We start from the raw sequence: 17425 nt of genomic DNA on the forward strand, positions 1-17425 counted from the left end.
TTACCGCAGTAAGTTTAACATTTTTTTAATCTATGACCTTCATCATTTTTTTATTGATTCAAAATAATGGTCGTATTTTAAGTTCCATTCAAATTGAAAATTCGATCTTAATGCATTGTTAAAAATTTAAAAAAAATATTATAGAACTAAATTTATCACTATGTTTGTAGTTATAAAATCAATTTAACCTTTGATCGAAAATTATATCTCTATATTGTGTAACAAAAAAACAATCCTAATAACTAATTACTCAAATAATAAATTATGATCAGAAAAATTTCCTTATTTCTCATGGTATTTTTCTCGGTAATTGCTTTCGCTCAGAAAACAGTGTCAGGGAAAATTACAGATGAAGACGGTGTGGCAATCCCTAGTGCCAGTGTAACGGTAGAAGAGCCCGGCAAAGATGCCATCTTAGCTTACGGAATTACCAATTCTAAAGGAGAATATAAGGTAACGTTCACTTCTGCAGAATCTAATGTAGACTTGAAGGTAAAAGCTTTTAACCAAAAACCTTTAACCAAACAAATCCCAAATAGCGATCAGACTTTAACCTTCAAAATGCAGTCTGAAGCAACAGAAATCAAAGAAGTTCAGCTGAAAACCAAAATGATTACCGCAAGAGGTGACACTATTGCCTATGATCTGAAAGCGTTTGACAGCAAAAACGACCGTACATTGGCCGATGTAATGAAGAAAATTCCTGGAATTGAGGTGAACGCAGACGGTTCTATTCTTTACCAGGGAAATGCCATCAATAAATTCTACGTGAATGGAAAAGACTTAATGGAAGGCGGTTACGGAACAATCAATAACTCACTTCCAAAAGATGCTGTACAGAAAGTTGAGGTATTAGAAAATCACCAGCCGGTAAAAATGCTTCAGGGAAAAATTCCTTCTGATGCAGCAGCGATCAACATTAAACTTAAAAACTCGGTTACGATGACAGGACGTGGTGAAGTGGGAACCGGTTTTGGCGATCCGTGGCTGTGGAATGTAAAGCTTACGCCCATGTTTTTTGGTCAGAAAAGCCAGTGGGTAGTAAACTACAAGACCAATAATATGGGTGAGCAGGTTGAAAACGAGGGAAACATCTTAGCTTTCGGAAACAGATACGAGGGACGAAGAATAAATGCATCTCAGAATGACTGGCTTAATGTGGAAAATGCAAGCACACCCAATCTTCCTGTGAAAAGATACTTGATGAATAACGTTCATTACCTGTCCGCAAACTATCTAACTAACATTGATAAGAAAAAAGAGTGGGAACTAAAAGCAAATGCGAATTACACTAACAATGCGGTAGAAAGAGAGTCCTATTCTCAGACAGATTATTTCGCAACATCAAAAACTCCTGCATTTAGCATTCGACAAAATATTTTAAATAATTTTTATACAGATAAGGCAAAAGGAGAATTGATTTTTACGAAGAATGCCAAAAAGGGATTCTTTAAAAATGCAACGAGCTTCTCACAATTCTGGAATGCAGACAGAGCTTTTGTTGACAGAACAGATGCTACTAGTAGCAGAACAGGTAATCAGGCGATTGAATCACCAACTTCCTCTTTTCAAAACTCTTTGAGTACAATTATACCGTGGAAAGAGAAAATGGTGAACGTTCAGTCATTCATCAACTATCAAAATGATGTTCAAAAATTAGATATTTTACCGGCATCATATCTTAATATTCCTGAATTTTTCCCTGGAATTGCAACAGAATCTGTCAGACAAAACTTACAGTTAAAAACCTTTGAGGCTAATCATTCCGCCAACATTGGTTTTTCAGCTAAAGGTTGGACTTTTACACCAGAAATAGGATTTAACTATAAATCAACTGATTTAAGATCAGCACTTACCAGAAATGTGGGTGGAGAAGCTTTTGGTTATGGAGATGGTTTTGAAAACGATCTGAAATATACAACTGCTACACCTTACGGAAGTGTAGGGATCAACTACAAAGATGATTCATGGATGATTTATGCAAATGTTCCGGTAAATTCAAATAATATCAAAGCGGAAGATCCTTTAAGAAATGTTTCAAAATCTGTAAATAAAATAACGTTTGAGCCAAATCTATTTGCTCAGTACAATTTTGCTTCATTCTTTAAAGCTTCATTAAATGGAAACATCAGTAATAACTTTGGTGAGGTCAACACTGCTTACTCAGGATTCCTAATGACTTCCCCTAGTGGACTGAATGCGATGGCCGCCGAAAACCCTATTCCTGAAAACAATAATAAATCTGCGGGAGCAAGATTAGAATACAGAAATCCATTGAATAATTTGTTTTTTAATGTAAACTACAGATTGTCAGATGCTAAAAGAAATTTAATTTCTAACCCTACAATCAACGGATCAGGATATACGGTACTGGAATATATTGAGCAGGATAATAATGTGGTCAATAGTGGATACAGTGCAGAGATTGGGAAGTACTTTCCAAAATTTAAAACTAATGCATCTCTTAGCTACAGTAATAACACGTCAAAATCTGATGCTTTTTTAAATGATGCTGCATTTACAAACAAAAACAACAGCCAATCTTTTGGTATTAAGTTTAATAATACATACTTCAGCTGGATGAGTATAGATTATTATGCAAGCATTTCAAAGACGAAACAGACAAGTATTGGTTCTACGGATTCTGGTGCATCAAGAACTGGATTTACTCATAATTTGGGTGCATTTTTCTATCCGATCGAAAATCACACAATTGGATTTAATTGGGATCAGGTAAACACAAGTGCTGCCAATGAGGAATACCATAATGGATTTTACGATTTATCATACCAATTTACATGGTCAAAAAAGAAAATCGACTTTGAACTAAAATGGATGAATATTGCAAATAAAAAAGTATTTGAAACATACGATATCAATACTACAAATATTAGTTACACGAGAATATTACTTCGACCAAGCCAAGTGATGTTTACCGTAAAATTCAACTTCAAATAAAAACACAAAAACAAATCTCACTGAGATTGGTTTTTTTATTTTTTGCCTTATTCTAACAAGTTATCTTTATGAAAGTACCTTCTTTTTTAAACCCAATCAATTAAAAGGTAGAAAAGGAAAAATTGTATTATTTTAGCAAAAAATTTCCGTCAGATGAGAAAAAATTTATACGATAAACTAAAAACTTTTATACCATATTATAGTGAATACGGATTTAAAGAAGGATATAAACTTTATAAAAAATTGGCTTCATCAAACTGGGATAACATAAGTGTTTATGGACTAAAGCATCCCATCCATCTTAGAATAAATGAAAAATCTGATCTGGAAGTTTTTAAACAGGTTTTCATAGAAAAGCAATATGACCCAAATTTTTATAAAAACCCAAAAATTATCATAGATGCAGGAGGTAATGTTGGCCTTTTTTCGGTTTTAATGAAAAACAAATTTCCTGACTCAGAAATTATCACAATTGAACCTGAACCAGATAATTTTTTGATGGCAAGCCGAAATCTTAATAAGTATTCTAATGTAAAAGTTTTAAATAAAGGTCTTTGGAGTACTGATGTTAAACTAAAGATTATTGATGAGGATGTTGCAAAATGGGGAATTCAGGTTATTGAGGATAATGAGAACGGTAACATTGAGGCAATATGTATCAACACCATTATCAAGGAAAACAATTTCGAAAGAATTGATTTGTTAAAGATGGATATAGAGGGCAGCGAAAAACAAGTGTTCTCTAAAAATTATGAAGATTGGTTGCCAAAAGTAAAAATTCTAATTGTTGAACTTCACGACTCTATGCAGAAAGATTCTTCAAGAGTATTTTTTGAAGCTTTAAATAAAATGTGGCCTCAATACCGTCTTTTAGTAAGTGGCGAGAATTTGGTGGTAGAAAATCTTTCTCTTAAATAATCATTCTTAAGTGTAGACTTAAAAAAAAACCAATCTCACTGAGGTTGGTTTTTTACTTCAATTTAAAAATTCTGCAGATCTGCGGTTGGGCCATAGCTTCCGGGGAGCTGAATGTCATTTAACCGGTAGTAGACTCCCAACTGGGCACGGTGATGGGTGATTTGACTCAAACTGTGACGGATGGCTCCATTTTTCGTCCATGAGGAAAGCGTCTGTCCGTCATTTTTCAAAGACCAGCTAGGCTCAAGATCTTCTTCTTTGGCTTTTTCCAAAGCTTCTATGCTGGAATGGTAGTTTTCTTCCAAAACTTTCAGCAAATCTTCTTTCGTAGTCAGAAGCTTGGGTTGCAATCCACCTTTTGCCAGATCGACTTCAGAACTGTTGAGCATAAAGCCTGCCCAGCCAAAAATTTCTGCAATATGGGTGGCAAGATGTGCCATTTTCATGCTTTTGGGATGCGGGGAATACTCATTTTTGTCTTCCGGATAAATCTCAAAAAACTTCTTTGTCGTCTGATACTCGGCCTCGAGTTCTTCTCTGAATTGTTTTAATGGGTCCATACAATATTTGTTTTTAAGGTATTTAAATTTAAAAATTTTAGATAAAACAGGACAGAATAATTTTAATTAAAAAAAACTGTAACAAAATTGTATAACCGCTAACTAATTATAAAAACGTTATTAAAATGAAAAATTTATTTTCAATATTTTTTGTCGCAATTTTCGCAATTGCCAACGCACAGGAAGCTAAAGAAAGTTCAAACCGTTTCTTCTATGAGCTTACTTTTAAACCTAAAAAAGATTCAGCTAAGCTTGATAAAGTTATCACGGTGCTGGATATTACAGATAAAAACAGATCGGTTTACCAGGATTACACAGTAATTTCTCAAGATTCTATCTCAAAGGTGGAAATTGAAGCGATGCAGAAGGCAGGTGTATACAAAGACCTTTCAAAATCTCTAAAGACTCCGAAGTTTTCTTCAAGAATACACAAATTATATCCAAGTATGAAGGTGGAATATGTGGATAAAGTGGCTAATGGAATGACTCCTGTAAATATAGCTTACACAGAAGACCTGAAATTTAACTGGAAAATCTTAAATGACAAGCAGAAAATTGGAGAATACAACACTCAAAAAGCAACCACCGAATTTGGCGGAAGAACCTGGACTGCCTGGTTCTCTTCAGATATCCCTTTTCAGGACGGACCTTATAAATTCAGTGGTCTTCCCGGGTTGATCGTGAAAATTGAAGATACAGACAAAAACTATTCTTGGGTACTTCAGGGAAATAAAAAAATAAAAGAGTACAGCGAGTTTTCTTATATCGAAGGGCTGATGCAGGCAACTGGGGGAAAACCTAAAGAACTGACAAGAGAGAAGTTTGATAAAACATTTAATGATTTCAAAAAAGATCCTTTTGCATCAGTAAGACCTATGATGACGCAGGAGATAATGTCTAGAACGATGCCTGGAACTGACGGTACCATTGGTGATATGATGAAAAAGCAGGAAAAAATGTACAAAGATTTTTACAATGCGAATGACAACCCGGTTGAAAAAGGAAATACTGTAAATGTTGGCAATCTGGAAAAAGTAGGAAAAGAAAAAGACAAAAAATAACATTCATATTTTAACTCAACTATATTGAAATAAACCCAAATGCAGCAATGTGTTTGGGTTTGTTATTAAGCCTAATAGTTTCTATAAATCTTTAAAATAACGCTTATTTAGATTAAATTTAAATAGAGTATATTTGCACTTACAAAAATATAGGTATTGAAAGATAACTATTCACATAAATTAAGCAGCTTTCCTAAGAACAAACTTGGGAAAATTTTGGGCTATGACAATCAGCATCTGAAGATGCCCAACAAAATTATAGAAATGGGGCTTTTGCCTGAAACTGTTTTCAGAATTCTGTATCAGGCTCCTTTCAATGGTCCTTTGTATGTAGAATTTGGCGAAGAAAAAAGCCGGATTGCACTGCGTAAAGAAGAAGGAGAATTTATCATTGTAGAAGATTGGAATTAATGCAGCAACAGAACAGAAAACAGATACTTTTAGTAGGAAACCCCAACGTAGGAAAATCAACCGTTTTTAATGCACTGTGTAATAAAAAACAGAAGACAGGAAACTATGCGGGAGTTACCGTTTCCAGCCATTCCGGCAATTATACGTACAAAAATGAAGAGGTTGAGGTTGTAGATCTTCCGGGATCGTACAGCATTTATCCAAGCTCAGAAGATGAAGCTATTTTTTCTAAATTTCTCCTGGAAGGTCAGAAAGATTTTGCCGGAGTTGTTTACATTTTAGAAGCCTTAAGTTTAAAAAGAGGACTGTTGCTGTTTCAGCAGATTCAGGATTTGGGAGTGCCGATGATTTTGGTGGTAAACCAGATCGATCAGGCTGAAAGAAGAGGAATTAATATCGACATTCAAAAATTCTCTGAGGCTTTGAATATCAAAATTATTCAGACCAACGCCAAAGAACAGTTAGGAATTGAAGCAATACAGGAAGCTGTTTTAAATAATGATTTTGCTGAGATAGAAAAACCCTCATTTGAAATTCCTGCTGAGCATAAAGATTTTTTAAGTAAAGTTTCTGCGCACAATCATTTTGAAAACGAGTATAAAGCGTGGATGAGCATTTCTGTAGGTGCAGATATAGAAAAACTAAATTCTGCAACAGATCTGATCACAGATTCTGAAGCTAAAAGTTTGGTTCCTAAAAGATTGCAGGTTCAGGAAGTGGTTAGGCGATATCAGAATATTGATAAAATATTGGCTAATGTTATTTCTAAAAAACCTCAGTTTAAAGAACTATTAACCGAAAAATTAGACAAAGTTCTTGTACATCCTATTTTTGGGTACGTTGTTTTTATTGGAATTTTGCTCGTTATATTCAACAGTGTTTTCTTCCTTGCAGAATATCCAATGAACTGGATCGATGAGTTTTTTGCATGGCTCTCAGCATTCACAGGAGAACATTTGCCGGAAGGTCCAATTAATTCACTGATTTCAGACGGAATTGTCCCGGGATTAGGTGGAATTATCATCTTTGCACCGCAAATTGGGATTTTATTATACTTCCTTTATCTTTTGGAAGATTCAGGATATATGGCAAGAGTGATTTTCCTGATGGATCGGTTTCTGCGGCCGTTTGGTTTAAATGGGAAAAGTATTGTTCCGCTGGTTTCAGGAACAGCATGTGCAATTCCTGCCGTGATCTCAACGAGAAATATTGAAAACTTCAGAGAAAGACTTCTTACCATTTTGGTAACACCGTTTATGACTTGCTCGGCAAGACTTCCGGTGTACAGCATTATCATTGGGCTGATTATTTCAGATAAAACCTTCTTCGGAATTCAGTACAAAGCTTTGGTGCTTTTGGCCATGTATCTTTTAGGATTTTTTGTAGCGTTACTTTCAGCAGCTGTTTTGAAAGGTTTTATTAAAAATAAAGGAAAGACCTATCTGGTGATGGATTTACCGACTTACAAAAAGCCACTTTTCGGATATGATCTGAAAATGGTTTTAGGAAAAGTCTGGGACTTCATTACCGGAGCAGGGAAAATTATATTTATCGTAAGTATCATCATCTGGTGTTTAAGTTATTTCGGGCCAAAACAGGATCCTGATCAGATTGTTGCTACGGATGTTGAGCTCGATCATTCTTATTTGGCTAAAATGGGGAAAGCGATTGAGCCCGCGATTGCTCCTTTAGGATACGACTGGAAAATGGGAGTCGGAATTCTGACAAGCTTTGTCGCAAGAGAGGTTTTCGTGGGAACGATGTCTACTTTGTACAGTTTGGATGATGACGCTCCGGAAGGAAAAGTAATCGATAAAATGCGGATGGATGTAAAACCAAACGGCGAAAAAGTCTTCAGTTTTGCAACCGGGATTTCGGTTTTATTGTTTTATGCGTTTGCAATGCAATGTGTTTCTACCGTTGCAGTAGTTTACAGAGAAACCAAAAGCTGGAAATGGACTGGCTTTCAGGTGGTAATGATGACCGGTTTGGCATATTTTGTGTCATTAATAGCTTATCAAATCTTAAAATAATGGAGTCTTCCTTAATTTTTCAATACATTATTATCGCTCTTGTGGTGCTTTTTGCCTGCTATTCTTTATTCAGATATATCAGGAAAAATTTTGCCCCGAAGAAATTTGATTCTAAAAGATCAGGTTGCGATAAGGACTGCGGGTGTTCTTAGAACCTTTCTGCGGGTGATCATCATTAACAAAGTTTAAACTCTGTTTTTTGAAAGGAACAACTTACTAACGTTAAGCACAATTCATCAATCGATCTTTCTTTTATTCGTATTTTTGCAAAAACATTTTTAAAAGTATGTCATTAATAAAAAGTATCTCCGGGATCAGAGGAACGATTGGTGGAAAAGTAAATGATAACTTGACGCCGCTTGATGTCGTAAAATTTGCTTCGGCATTCGGAACCTGGCTTCAGAATAATAAAAATAAAAAAGATTTAACCTTAGTGATTGGCCGTGATGCCAGAATCTCGGGTTTAATGGTAAATTCTCTGGTAACTGCTACTTTGCAGGGATTGGGAATTAATGTAGTTGATCTTGGGCTTTCTACAACGCCTACGGTAGAAATTATGGTTCCTGAATTAAATGCTGACGGTGGAATTATTTTAACCGCTTCTCACAATCCAAAGCAGTGGAATGCATTGAAACTGTTAAATGAAAAAGGCGAATTCATTAACGGTGAAAATGGTGCTGAGGTTTTGGCGTTGGCAGAAAATGAAGATTTCAATTATGCTGAGGTTGACGACTTAGGAAAATACGAAACCAGAGATGATGCTTTTGATATTCATATCCAGCAGATTCTTGATCTGCCGATGGTGGATGCAGAAGCTATTAAAGCTAAAAAATATAAAATCGTCCTCGATGCCGTAAACTCTACTGGTGGAATTGCAATTCCAATGCTTTTAGATAAACTAGGCTGCGAAACGGTAAAATTATATTGTGAACCCAACGGACAGTTCCCACACAATCCTGAACCTTTGAAAGAGCATTTGGGAGACATCTGTGAATTGGTAGTCAAAGAAAAAGCAGATTTCGGGGTTGTAGTAGATCCTGATGTTGACAGACTGGCTTTGGTAGATGAAAACGGAGAAATGTTTGGCGAAGAATATACCCTGGTTGCTGTTGCAGATTATCTGTTGAAAAACAAAAACGGAGTTGCCATTTCAAATCTTTCTTCAAGCCGCGCATTAAGAGATGTGGCAAAGACGCACAACTCAGAATATTTTGCAAGTGCTGTAGGAGAAGTGAATGTGGTGAATTTGATGAAAGAAAAAAATGCCGTGATCGGTGGTGAGGGAAACGGTGGAATTATCTATCCTGAACTTCATTACGGAAGAGATTCTTTAGTGGGAGTCGCTTTGTTTTTAACGCATCTGGCAAAAGAAAATAAAACAGTTTCAGAATTGAGAGCCGGCTATCCAAGTTACTTCATGGGTAAAAAGAAAATAGAATTAACTCCGGATATTAATGTGGATGATCTTTTAACTAAAATGGAAAAAGAGTATCAAAATGAAGAAGTTTCTACGGTAGACGGTGTAAAAATAGATTTTGAAAACAATTGGGTTCATTTAAGAAAATCAAATACAGAACCTATTATCAGAATTTATACAGAGGCTTTCTCACAGGAAGAAGCCGACAAATTAGGCGATGATATGATAGCTAAAATCAGAAGTTTGATTTAAAAAAAATTAACATCTGTTTCATCATTTTAATCGTATTTATTATTAACTTTAAAAGTAATAAGATTATCAGAAGCGAGTATTTGTACATCTCATATCTCTGGTCTTAAATCTTAAAACTCTTTTTATATTGGAAGAATATTTTGGAAATGAACTCGTAAAAAAGTTCGAGGAAATGATGGAAAACAATGATGAATTCTACTTCGATACAGAAGAATTAGATGACATTATTGTTTATTATCTGGAGTTGGGAGATTTTAATTACGCTGATATGGCGGTTAATTACGGTCTCAAACTTCATCCCAATTCTTTGGATATCAAGATCAAAAAACTTGAAGTACTCTTAGAATGGGAAGATTATAATACGGCGAAGGAAATGATCGACGAGTTAAAAGGTTCTTCTATGGAGAATACAGACTTTTTGGTATGCTACGCGAAGTATTATTCGAATTTAGGAAACCCTAGAAAATCTATTGAAATCTGCAAAAAAGCTTTAGAATTAAACGAAGAAGAAAACTTCCTGAATAATTTTATTGCAGATGAATATGTGAATTTGGGAGATCCTTTTAACGCTCTTAAACATTATCAACAAGCATTGAAAGAAGATCCTACGGATGAATATTCACTGGAAAACGCAATGATCTGTTTCAGTGATTTGAATAAGAGTGAGGAAGCTATTGCTTTCCTGAATGACTATCTTGATAATTTTGCCTACTCAGAAGTTGCATGGAGCGAGTACGGACAATATTATTTCAACAGAAAAAACTACGAAGAAGCCATCAGAGGTTTCGACTATATGCTGGCAATCAATTCCAGCGCTGTTGGGGTTTATGCGAGTAAAGCGGCTTGCTATGAAGCTTTAAATCAATACAAAAAAGCAGTAGAAGTTTATGAAGAAATGCTGGAGCTGGAATACACAAAGGCGTTTACATTTTATAAAATCGGACTGTGTTATAAAGCTTTAAAACAGCCGACTGTAGCTTTAAATTATTTCCAGAAATCACTGAGAGAAGATCCTCAGTTTTACATGGCGATGATGGAGCAGTCTTACTTATATGAAGAAATGGGCGGAATGCCGGAAGCTCTTCACTTTGCAAGAGAAGCTACATTGCTGAACGATGGAAATCTTGATTATCAGAAAAGACTGGCATTTCTATTTATCGATTCAGGAAAGTTTGAAGAAAGTCTTTCCTGCCTTAAAAAATTGGTAGATGCCGAACCGTCAAGATTTTATAACTGGTATGCGTACACTGAAGTTTTAATGTTGGTGGGCGAATATGAGGAGGCGGTTACCGTTTTGATTGCAGCCTTACAGCATCATAATCGTGCAGAACTTTATTATCAGCTGAGTAACTGTTATTTTAATTTAAAAAATACGACAAGAGGCGCAGAAACTTTAGAAAAAGCATTAGAATTGGATTCTTCGATGATTACTGATATGCAGAAGAAATATCCGTATATTAAAGATGAGGTGAAGAAAGTAAAAGCTAAAGTGAAGAAGAAAAATTAATTAAATGGGTCTTGAGAACTGGAATATGGATGCTTTGCTTTGCCCTACATACAATTCACTCTTTTCACCTGATAAGGTTTAAAAATTAATTTAAATAAAATAATCCTGCAGCAATGCGGGATTTATTTTTGAAAGAAAGTCATCAGGTTTGATTAATTCAAGTGATGAAACTTAGTGATCTCTGCTAAGTTAAACGCCTTAGCGAACTTAAAAGCAGAGTAGTTAAAAATCATAGCGGACTTTCTGTTCAAAACATGCATTCAAGTAATTTAAATAAAATAATCCTGCAGCAATGTGGGAATTATTTTTTTTGGATAACATCTATCAATCGAGCTAATGTGATCAGGAAACTTTGCGGTCTCTGCTAAGTGAAACGCCTTTGCGAACTTAAAAACGGTTAGTAATTAAAAAAATCTTAGCGGACTTTGCGTTTAAATTTAAAAACATTTCAATAATTTAAATAAAATAATCCTGCAACAATGCGGGATTTATTTTTGAAAAAGAGTCATTAAACTTTGTTGTCTCTGCTAAGTGGAACGCCTTAGCGAACTTAAAAGCGGTTAGTACTTAAAAAAAATCTTAGCGGACTTTGCGTTTAAATTTAAAAACATTTTCAATAATTTAAATAAAACAACGTGGATTTATTTTTGAACAACAGCCTTAGCCCTTAAAAAGATCAAACCGGCAATAATGATACTTGCCCCTGCAAATTGCAAAACCGTCAGTTTTTCACCATCTAAAATTCCCCAGATAATCGCAACGATCGGCATTAACAAGGTAACCGTTGATGCAAAAAGTGGAGTAGAGACTTTCAACAGACGGTAATTCATCATCATCGCCAGTCCGGTTCCGAAAACCGATAGAAGTCCCACAAACAGTAAACCCGTCATGTTTTCTTTTGAAAAGGTGAATGTTGACACGAAGCCGGTTGATATCAATGCGATCAATGACGGCACAAACAAAATGAAGGAAAATACAAATGCTGATAAGACCGTCGACGAAACTTCCATCAATTTCGATTTTACGGTTGTCGTACTGATGGCGTAGCATAATGTTGCCAAAAGCAAAAGCAGAATTGGAAATATTTTAAACTGAGCGTCGTCTCCGCCGCCCAATGCGAGCAGACAAACTCCGGTAAAGCTGATGAAAATTCCGATCATCTGTCTTTTAGTAGTTTCAAATTTCCAGAATAATGTTCCGACAATGATGACGAAAATAGGCATCATTGAGTTAATAATTCCGGCAATACTGCTGCTGATTTCTGTCTCGGCGATAGGAAACAGGAACATCGGGATGAAATTTCCCGCAAATGCGGCTAGAATAAGCCATTTTAAATGTTTCTTCGGGAAAAGTCTGTATTTTGATATGGCAATTGGCATCAGGATAATTCCCGCAATCAAAACCCTTAACGCTCCGACCTGATAAGGAGTAAAATGATCTAAAGATTTTTTAATTAAAATAAAAGATGATCCCCAAATAATACTGAGGACAATCAGAAGAATCCATTTTTCTTTATCTGCGTTCATTATTTTCGTACAACGTTTTGAGAAACTCTTGTTTAGAAATCATTGTTGCTCCCAAACTTTCAAGATGTTCGGTATGAGACTGGCAGTCGATTAAAGCGAACTGGTCTTTATGAGCTTCCACAAAATTAATAAAGCCGGCTTTTGAAGCGTTGCTCACTTTGGCAAACATACTTTCTCCGCAGAAGACTTTGCCTACCTGCAAACCATAAAAGCCACCAACCAGTTCCCCGTTTTGCCAAACTTCAACACTTCTGGCAAATCCATACTCATGAAGTTGGATAAAAGATTCCATCAATTCATCAGAAAGCCAGGTTCCGTCCTGTCCTTTTCGGCTGACCTGCTGGCAGTTTTTAATCACCTCTCTGAAATTCTGATTTTCGGTAAATGTGAAAAGATGATTATTTAAAATTTTCCGCATCGATTTGGAGACTTTTAATTCACTCGGGAAAAGCACAAACCTGGGGTCAGGACACCACCATAGAATTTCTTCATCAGGATTGAACCACGGGAAAATACCATTCTGATAGGCAAACCAAATTCTTTCCATCGATAAATCGCCTCCGAATGCAATAATGCCTTCGTGACCGTCATAAATCTGCGGATTGGGAAATGAAATTTCGTTTGGATCTAATCGAATCATAGGTGAAAAAAATCCCACTTAAAAAGCGGGATTGTATTTGGTGGTATGCTTTAATTAAAAAGGTAAATCGTCATCGTCGTCTCCTGCAAAAGGATTTTCGTTAGAAACCGGTGATGCAGATTGCTGAGAAGAAGCCTGCGTTGGCTCAGAACCAGTACCGCCATCCATTACTTTTTCTACTCTCCATCCGGTAATTGAGTTGAAGTATTTAGTTTCTCCCTGTGGCGAAACCCATTCTCTTCCTCTGATGTTGATTCCTACCTTTACATTTTCTCCTTCTTTCAAAGCATCCAATAAATTTATTTTATCTTGTAAAAATTCAATGTTTATTGGTTGCGGGTACTGTTCTTGTGTAAGAATAACCATTTCTCTCTTTTGAAAACCACTTGCAAATGTTTGAACATCAGTGATTTTCTTTACCGTTCCTTGTAATTCCATATCGTAATTATTAACTTTGTAAAAGTAGTAAATTGAAATGTAATAAAACAACACGGAAAGAAATTTTGTAAAAAAAATAAAAATATTTTCGAAAAGTCTTGCAAATACAAATTATTGCCCTATATTTGCACTCACAAAAACGAAACAAGATCTTTAAAATAACTCAATAATAATGCGGATGTGGTGTAATTGGTAGCCACGCCAGACTTAGGATCTGGTGCCGTGAGGCGTGGGGGTTCGAGTCCCTTCATCCGCACTAATTGCGAAAATAGCTCAGCTGGTAGAGCACAACCTTGCCAAGGTTGGGGTCGCGGGTTCGAGTCCCGTTTTTCGCTCTCATCACGCCCTGGTGGTGGAATTGGTAGACACGCAGGACTTAAAATCCTGTATCCGCAAGGATGTACGGGTTCAAGTCCCGTCTGGGGTACTAAAAACTCTCTGTAACTACGGTTATCAGAGAGTTTTTTGTTTTAAGGGGGAACAATAGGGGGAACATTTAATTTTCTACTAAATTTTTCTCTTTTACTATTACTTATCAATAAATGTACTTTACAAAGTTTACTAATGTCCTATTTGTTTGCAATGGAAATTTCTTGCACGAAATATTGAATAATTAATAAATCGTTTTGTGAGATTATTCTTCAAATAATAATTGTTTTTCTTTTTTAGTAATGAAAATAGTGTCGACAACCAAATCTGAAGATAAATATTAATAATATTCAATTTCATAAAAATGTTCGGTAGTAATTGCATTGATTTCTCCTTCAGTAAGTACGTAAATTTTATTGCCCCACCGATCGTATTTATAATGTGATCGACTTTCAGCTTTTGTCCCGTTTTTTATATCTCCACTAAAACGAAAACGATGCATTGTGAGATCACCCATTTCATTATATTCAAAATTCTCTATAGAATATAAATTTTTATTATTGAATTCAACACTTTTTATCTTTTGGTTTTTATCGTTGTAACTGTTAAAAACTGTTCGACTTTTATAATTCTCTTTAATTAAATTATTACTTTTTGAATAGGTAAATTCTCTGAATCCAATTATTTCATTACTCTCACGTTCTTCAATCCTTACTTTGTTTTTATTATAAATTAAAACTGTTGAGTATGGTGAGTTAGGAAATTTAGTGTTCTTAAATTGATTTGGCTTATTTTGATGATCGTATTCAACAGCTGTTTCAGATAATGTTAAAAGCTGATTTTTTTCATTGAAATGATATTTGCTGTGGTTAACAGTATCGTTTTTTACAACTCTGATTTTTTCTTTCAAACGTTTTTGTTCATCATAATGGTAGTAAATATTAATATATCCCCGCTCATTTGTGATGTATTTTTTTCCTTCTCGATCAAATAAATCATAAGAAAACAAATTCTTATCCCCGTTGAGTGCATACTTAAGATATGTTGAAATTTTTTTTATTTGTTTTGCCCCTTTTTTAGGTATGAACTCAAAAGGCTTAACCTGAAAGATATATACCCCATAATCAAAATTTAAAGTAGGATTGATAAACTGGAAATTCTCAATTTCAACATCTTTAATCTGATCAAATTGAAGATCCTCGACATTTAAATAAATTCGGTCTAAAGAATTGGATGTGTATTGAGCGAACAACAGAAAATTGAGTAAAATAAAGAAGGTAAAGTAGATTTTCTTCATAAAATGGTTTTTCAAAAATAATTAAACTACACTATAATTGTAAGAATTATCTATTATACAATTTTTCATTCCGTAATTTGTGTTATCATCATTTTGTGAGATTATTTGAACATTAAATGAGCAAGTTGAAACATCGTTTTAGCTTTATATTCTTTCTTTAATTTATAGACAAATTTCTCAACTGAACTTAGACTGCTGGTTTCAAAGTTATTTTCTTTTAGATATTCTGATATTTCAGTGATTGTGAAACCGTCCTTTAGTAATTCAATGATTTTATTTTTGTATCCCATCTTCCTATTTCTTACATTATTTATTCTTGATAATCTAACAGCAAACTAACACTGTATTCATTTGAATCTTCTTTTTCTTTATGCCAGATGACATCCCTAACAATCAAATAATCTTCCATTTGGCTAAGTTCTTCTCCAGGAAAGAAATCTCCGGTAAATAGCTTTTCTCCTATTCTTGGAAGAACAGGAGATTTCCAATTCATGGGTTTTCGATGAAAATCAATACATAAGATTACAGTCATAACTTTTTTTTATCGTTTTCTTTTTTGAAATTTAGTTTAGCTGTTATTAATGTTCTTAGATTTTGAGATGGTAAGGCAATCGAGTATAAATTTCAATCTTATACAAAAGTTTAATAGAAATAAAACCTTTGAAATTTCGCACCACTATTGCAAAAAGCTTGTTGATAGTTTGCTCTTTTTCGATTGTTTATGTTATTATGTATTTTGCATTGTATAACACATTGTCTTTGTTGTCGGTTCTATAAAAATGTATAAATTTCCATCACACCAAAAGTTTAATTTTTGGAAATATTCTTCCATTCCTTTTGTTGGTTCAACGTTGCTAAACGTTGCTTCAATATCACTAAAACTTCCTAATTGACACAAAAATCTCATAGATTTTCCACTTTTCGGGCATTTTGGAATTTCCGCTTCTTGTAGCCAATCTGGGTGGCCACAAATTCCTATACTTTCAAATTCGTCAATTTCTTCTTTTTCCTCTAAACTTACTTTAACTCCTTCCCAAATAATTTTTGAGTTTTTATCAATTTCGTCAAATGCACTTGTTGACGAAGTAGTGTCCATAGGTTCAATAATTGTCGGACTATTTGGATTTGAATAGTCAAGAAAAACAAAATATTCGTCAGTATAAATTGGATGAATTAGGTTTACTCTGAATGGAAGCCAAGAAAAAACTGGATCTGAATTGTCTATAAAACCCAAATATTGAAACCCAGCTAAAAATTCATTGTTTGGAATCGTAAAATCTTGTGGAATTTCTCCTCCTATTTGATGTTTACCATTTTCATCTTTTATTATTTCGTATTGCATTTTTTTTGTCTTAAAAAATTTGTCAAATAGTCCCATATCTTTTTATATGTATCGTTTTTTGAGACTATTAATACATAACTGAATAATTATTAAATGTTTTATACAATAAAGATTTCAATTTAAATCAATCGCAGTATAAAGACATAGCAATAATTTACTCAATCATTTTACTGATAATATCATTATACTTAATCTGCTGTTCTAAATTTGAACCATGGCCAGTATCCAGATCATATTTAGTCTGAAAAGCAATATATTCAGCAAAGGTTATATCATACAATTTTTGAAAATTGTTATTAAAATCTGTTACTCCCCTTATTTCCTTATCTACTATTTTTTGAAGGTAAGTTGCAAAGGCATGCGCTATATCAAAATGCTTCTGTTCATGATTTAAAACATAGGTATTTGATGATTGATCTTTTCTAAACCAGGAGTCTTCAGAATTAAAAACTGCATAGATCTTAATTTTTATATTACCCGTCCAAATAGATTTTGAAACAATCCGAAAATTTATGGCAACATTTGATTCCGCAGCACTAAAGCCATCTTCCGTAAAAATAGTTCTTTTGAAATCGTCAAAATTCAACTTACGTTCTTCAGACCATTCAATAGCCTGACAGAATAATAGTTGAGTAAAGAATAAAAATATAAAATGCAGTGTTAACTTCATAATAATTAATTAAAACAAAATGCAAT

Annotated in this window: 15 protein-coding genes and 3 tRNA genes; 10 read left to right on the plus strand and 8 right to left on the minus strand. The window is 34.4% G+C overall.

Annotated features, from left to right (window positions below):
- Positions 1 to 264 precede the first annotated feature (264 nt).
- Entirely contained in the window at positions 265 to 2958 is a 2694-nt protein-coding gene (locus OMO38_RS04845) for a TonB-dependent receptor (RefSeq protein WP_264749087.1), read from the plus strand.
- Positions 2959 to 3111: 153 nt separating this feature from the next.
- Positions 3112 to 3876, plus strand: coding sequence for an FkbM family methyltransferase (locus OMO38_RS04850; RefSeq protein ID WP_264749088.1), 765 nt, complete (start codon positions 3112 to 3114; stop codon positions 3874 to 3876).
- A gap of 62 nt (positions 3877 to 3938) precedes the next feature.
- Here the strand turns inward: OMO38_RS04850 and OMO38_RS04855 are convergent, their stop codons facing one another.
- Positions 3939 to 4436, minus strand: coding sequence for a DinB family protein (locus OMO38_RS04855; RefSeq protein ID WP_264749089.1), 498 nt, complete (start codon positions 4434 to 4436; stop codon positions 3939 to 3941).
- A 125-nt stretch (positions 4437 to 4561) separates the two neighbouring features.
- Here OMO38_RS04855 and OMO38_RS04860 point away from each other — a divergent pair, with 125 nt between their 5' ends.
- The 5 genes from OMO38_RS04860 (at position 4562) to OMO38_RS04880 (ending at position 11117) form a co-directional block, all read left to right on the plus strand.
- Positions 4562 to 5497 (plus strand): GLPGLI family protein, encoded by a 936-nt coding sequence (locus tag OMO38_RS04860; RefSeq protein ID WP_264749090.1) that lies wholly within the window; start codon positions 4562 to 4564, stop codon positions 5495 to 5497.
- Positions 5498 to 5653: 156 nt separating this feature from the next.
- Positions 5654 to 5908, plus strand: a complete 255-nt coding sequence (locus OMO38_RS04865; protein WP_264749091.1) for a FeoA family protein — start codon at positions 5654 to 5656, stop codon at positions 5906 to 5908.
- Positions 5908 to 7941 carry a ferrous iron transport protein B gene (gene feoB / locus OMO38_RS04870; RefSeq protein ID WP_264749092.1) on the plus strand — a complete coding sequence of 678 codons (2034 nt, stop codon included), beginning with the start codon at positions 5908 to 5910 and terminating at the stop codon, positions 7939 to 7941. Before OMO38_RS04865 ends, feoB begins: the two co-directional genes overlap by 1 nt.
- Before the next feature lie 286 nt (positions 7942 to 8227).
- The gene (gene glmM, locus OMO38_RS04875; protein WP_264749093.1) at positions 8228 to 9610 is read left to right on the plus strand and encodes a phosphoglucosamine mutase; all 1383 of its coding nucleotides are present in this window, start codon (positions 8228 to 8230) and stop codon (positions 9608 to 9610) included.
- Positions 9611 to 9737: 127 nt separating this feature from the next.
- Entirely contained in the window at positions 9738 to 11117 is a 1380-nt protein-coding gene (locus OMO38_RS04880) for a tetratricopeptide repeat protein (RefSeq protein ID WP_264749094.1), read from the plus strand.
- Positions 11118 to 11758: 641 nt separating this feature from the next.
- On the opposite strand, the gene OMO38_RS04885 is transcribed toward OMO38_RS04880, so the two are convergent.
- Genes OMO38_RS04885 through OMO38_RS04895 form a run of 3 tightly spaced genes read right to left on the minus strand, consistent with a single transcriptional unit; the run spans position 11759 to position 13721 of the window.
- A complete protein-coding gene (locus OMO38_RS04885) occupies positions 11759 to 12643 on the minus strand; it encodes a DMT family transporter (protein WP_264749095.1) in 885 nt (294 codons plus the stop codon).
- Positions 12630 to 13283 carry a leucyl/phenylalanyl-tRNA--protein transferase gene (aat, locus tag OMO38_RS04890; protein ID WP_264749096.1) on the minus strand — a complete coding sequence of 218 codons (654 nt, stop codon included), beginning with the start codon at positions 13281 to 13283 and terminating at the stop codon, positions 12630 to 12632. The genes OMO38_RS04885 and aat overlap by 14 nt, the downstream gene beginning before the upstream one ends.
- Positions 13284 to 13337: 54 nt before the next feature.
- Positions 13338 to 13721: a DUF3127 domain-containing protein gene (locus OMO38_RS04895; protein ID WP_229983009.1), complete on the minus strand. Its 384-nt coding sequence runs from the start codon at positions 13719 to 13721 to the stop codon at positions 13338 to 13340.
- A gap of 174 nt (positions 13722 to 13895) precedes the next feature.
- On the opposite strand from OMO38_RS04895, the gene OMO38_RS04900 reads away from it, so the two are divergent.
- From OMO38_RS04900 to OMO38_RS04910, 3 genes are all read left to right on the plus strand, one after another.
- A tRNA-Leu gene (locus OMO38_RS04900) sits at positions 13896 to 13977 on the plus strand.
- Positions 13978 to 13983: 6 nt separating this feature from the next.
- Positions 13984 to 14056 (plus strand) — tRNA-Gly (locus OMO38_RS04905).
- A gap of 8 nt (positions 14057 to 14064) precedes the next feature.
- Positions 14065 to 14148, plus strand: a tRNA-Leu gene (locus OMO38_RS04910).
- A gap of 282 nt (positions 14149 to 14430) precedes the next feature.
- Here the strand turns inward: OMO38_RS04910 and OMO38_RS04915 are convergent.
- The 4 genes from OMO38_RS04915 to OMO38_RS04930 all read right to left on the minus strand — a co-directional run bounded on the left by OMO38_RS04915 (position 14431) and on the right by OMO38_RS04930 (position 17399).
- Positions 14431 to 15387: a hypothetical protein gene (locus tag OMO38_RS04915; RefSeq protein WP_264749097.1), complete on the minus strand. Its 957-nt coding sequence runs from the start codon at positions 15385 to 15387 to the stop codon at positions 14431 to 14433.
- Positions 15388 to 15697: 310 nt separating this feature from the next.
- Positions 15698 to 15919, minus strand: coding sequence for a hypothetical protein (locus OMO38_RS04920; RefSeq protein WP_264749098.1), 222 nt, complete (start codon positions 15917 to 15919; stop codon positions 15698 to 15700).
- 195 nt (positions 15920 to 16114) lie between these two features.
- Positions 16115 to 16729: a hypothetical protein gene (locus tag OMO38_RS04925; RefSeq protein WP_264749099.1), complete on the minus strand. Its 615-nt coding sequence runs from the start codon at positions 16727 to 16729 to the stop codon at positions 16115 to 16117.
- A gap of 154 nt (positions 16730 to 16883) precedes the next feature.
- Positions 16884 to 17399, minus strand: a complete 516-nt coding sequence (locus OMO38_RS04930) for a hypothetical protein (protein WP_264749100.1) — start codon at positions 17397 to 17399, stop codon at positions 16884 to 16886.
- Between the last annotated feature and the right edge of the window lie 26 nt (positions 17400 to 17425).

The organism is Chryseobacterium kimseyorum (assembly GCF_025971945.1).
Taxonomy (GTDB): Bacteria; Bacteroidota; Bacteroidia; order Flavobacteriales; family Weeksellaceae; genus Chryseobacterium; species Chryseobacterium kimseyorum.

What these genes read in the sequence shown, in the direction of transcription:
- feoB (WP_264749092.1), top strand. Translation starts at nt 5,908, where the DNA reads ATGCAGCAACAGAACAGAAAACAGATACTTTTAGTAGGAAACCCCAAC.
- glmM (WP_264749093.1), top strand. Translation starts at nt 8,228, where the DNA reads ATGTCATTAATAAAAAGTATCTCCGGGATCAGAGGAACGATTGGTGGA.
- OMO38_RS04885 (WP_264749095.1), bottom strand. Translation starts at nt 12,643, where the DNA reads ATGAACGCAGATAAAGAAAAATGGATTCTTCTGATTGTCCTCAGTATT.
- OMO38_RS04930 (WP_264749100.1), bottom strand. Translation starts at nt 17,399, where the DNA reads ATGAAGTTAACACTGCATTTTATATTTTTATTCTTTACTCAACTATTA.
- aat (WP_264749096.1), bottom strand. Translation starts at nt 13,283, where the DNA reads ATGATTCGATTAGATCCAAACGAAATTTCATTTCCCAATCCGCAGATT.
- OMO38_RS04855 (WP_264749089.1), bottom strand. Translation starts at nt 4,436, where the DNA reads ATGGACCCATTAAAACAATTCAGAGAAGAACTCGAGGCCGAGTATCAG.
- OMO38_RS04895 (WP_229983009.1), bottom strand. Translation starts at nt 13,721, where the DNA reads ATGGAATTACAAGGAACGGTAAAGAAAATCACTGATGTTCAAACATTT.
- OMO38_RS04915 (WP_264749097.1), bottom strand. Translation starts at nt 15,387, where the DNA reads ATGAAGAAAATCTACTTTACCTTCTTTATTTTACTCAATTTTCTGTTG.
- OMO38_RS04920 (WP_264749098.1), bottom strand. Translation starts at nt 15,919, where the DNA reads ATGACTGTAATCTTATGTATTGATTTTCATCGAAAACCCATGAATTGG.
- OMO38_RS04850 (WP_264749088.1), top strand. Translation starts at nt 3,112, where the DNA reads ATGAGAAAAAATTTATACGATAAACTAAAAACTTTTATACCATATTAT.
- OMO38_RS04860 (WP_264749090.1), top strand. Translation starts at nt 4,562, where the DNA reads ATGAAAAATTTATTTTCAATATTTTTTGTCGCAATTTTCGCAATTGCC.
- OMO38_RS04845 (WP_264749087.1), top strand. Translation starts at nt 265, where the DNA reads ATGATCAGAAAAATTTCCTTATTTCTCATGGTATTTTTCTCGGTAATT.
- OMO38_RS04925 (WP_264749099.1), bottom strand. Translation starts at nt 16,729, where the DNA reads ATGCAATACGAAATAATAAAAGATGAAAATGGTAAACATCAAATAGGA.